The organism is Paenibacillus sinensis, assembly GCF_019904155.1.
GTDB lineage: Bacteria > Bacillota > Bacilli > Paenibacillales > Paenibacillaceae > Paenibacillus_AQ > Paenibacillus_AQ sinensis.
Map to the genome: position 1 here is coordinate 1 of NZ_JAHCMB010000234.1, position 999 is coordinate 999.

2 protein-coding genes are annotated in these 999 nt (G+C 52.3%); both read left to right on the forward strand.

What is annotated here, in order from left to right; genetic code table 11:
* Positions 1 to 67 precede the first annotated feature (67 nt).
* Complete coding sequence (locus tag KIH86_RS27935; protein ID WP_456094033.1) at positions 68 to 532, forward strand: RCC1 domain-containing protein; 465 nt, start codon at positions 68 to 70, stop codon at positions 530 to 532.
* Positions 529 to 999, forward strand: a 471-nt coding sequence (locus KIH86_RS27940) for an RCC1 domain-containing protein (protein ID WP_407672367.1), incomplete at its 3' end; no start/stop codon positions are given. The genes KIH86_RS27935 and KIH86_RS27940, both read left to right, overlap by 4 nt.

Genomic DNA, 999 nt, shown 5'->3' on the forward strand with positions numbered 1-999 from the left:
TGCTATAGACAAGGCAGAGAATCGCTCGGAAAATAGTGACTCTATAGAAGTGTATACAAAGCATCCAATGATTCAAGCTTCTGAAAATCAAAGTTTTGTTCTTAAATCGCAAGATGATGGTAGTGTATCATCCTGGGGATCGAATTTATATGGACAGTTAGGTGACGGTACTACAATATCTAGAACTAATCCTGTTGATATACCTTTAAACGCTATTGCTTCTATTGCTGCAGGACAGAAGCATACGCTGGCATTGAAGAATGATGGCAGCGTATGGGCCTGGGGAGCTAATATGTATGGACAACTTGGAGATAACAGCAGCATACAGCGGAGTACGCCGGTAGCGGTGAGTGGTCTGACAAGCGGCGTGATAGCGGTCGCAGCAGGGACAAGCCACAGCTTGGCACTGAAAGGCGACGGCAGTGTATGGGTCTGGGGCTTAGGCTACGGGGGTGTGCCGGTAGCGGTTAGCGGTTTGAGCGGTATCGTGGCGATCGNGGCACTGCAACATCAACTCAGGTATCGGGATTGAGCAACATCACTTCGATCGCAATGGGCAGCGGACATAATCTGGCGCTGAAGAGCGACGGCACGGTCTGGTCGTGGGGAACGAACAGCAACGGTCAGCTGGGAAATGGCACCACAGTGGATACAATGGCGCCGAAAGTAATTGCCGACCTGAGCGAAGTAATATCCATCGCGGCAGGAACGAGTCACAGCCTGGCGCTGAAGAGCGATGGCAGCGTATGGGCATGGGGGTATAACGGCAGCGGTCAGTTGGGTGATAACAGTACCACCCAGCGGAGTATGCCAGTACAAGTGACTGGACTGACAGAAGTCAAAGATATTGCTGGAGGCGGCAGCCATAGTCTAGCGCTGAAGAGTGACGGCAGTGTATGGGCATGGGGTTACAACGGTGACGGTCAGTTGGGAGACGGAACGACTGTGCAGCGAAACATCCCGGTAGCCGTGAAGGCAAACACAGCGCCGCAAGTCACG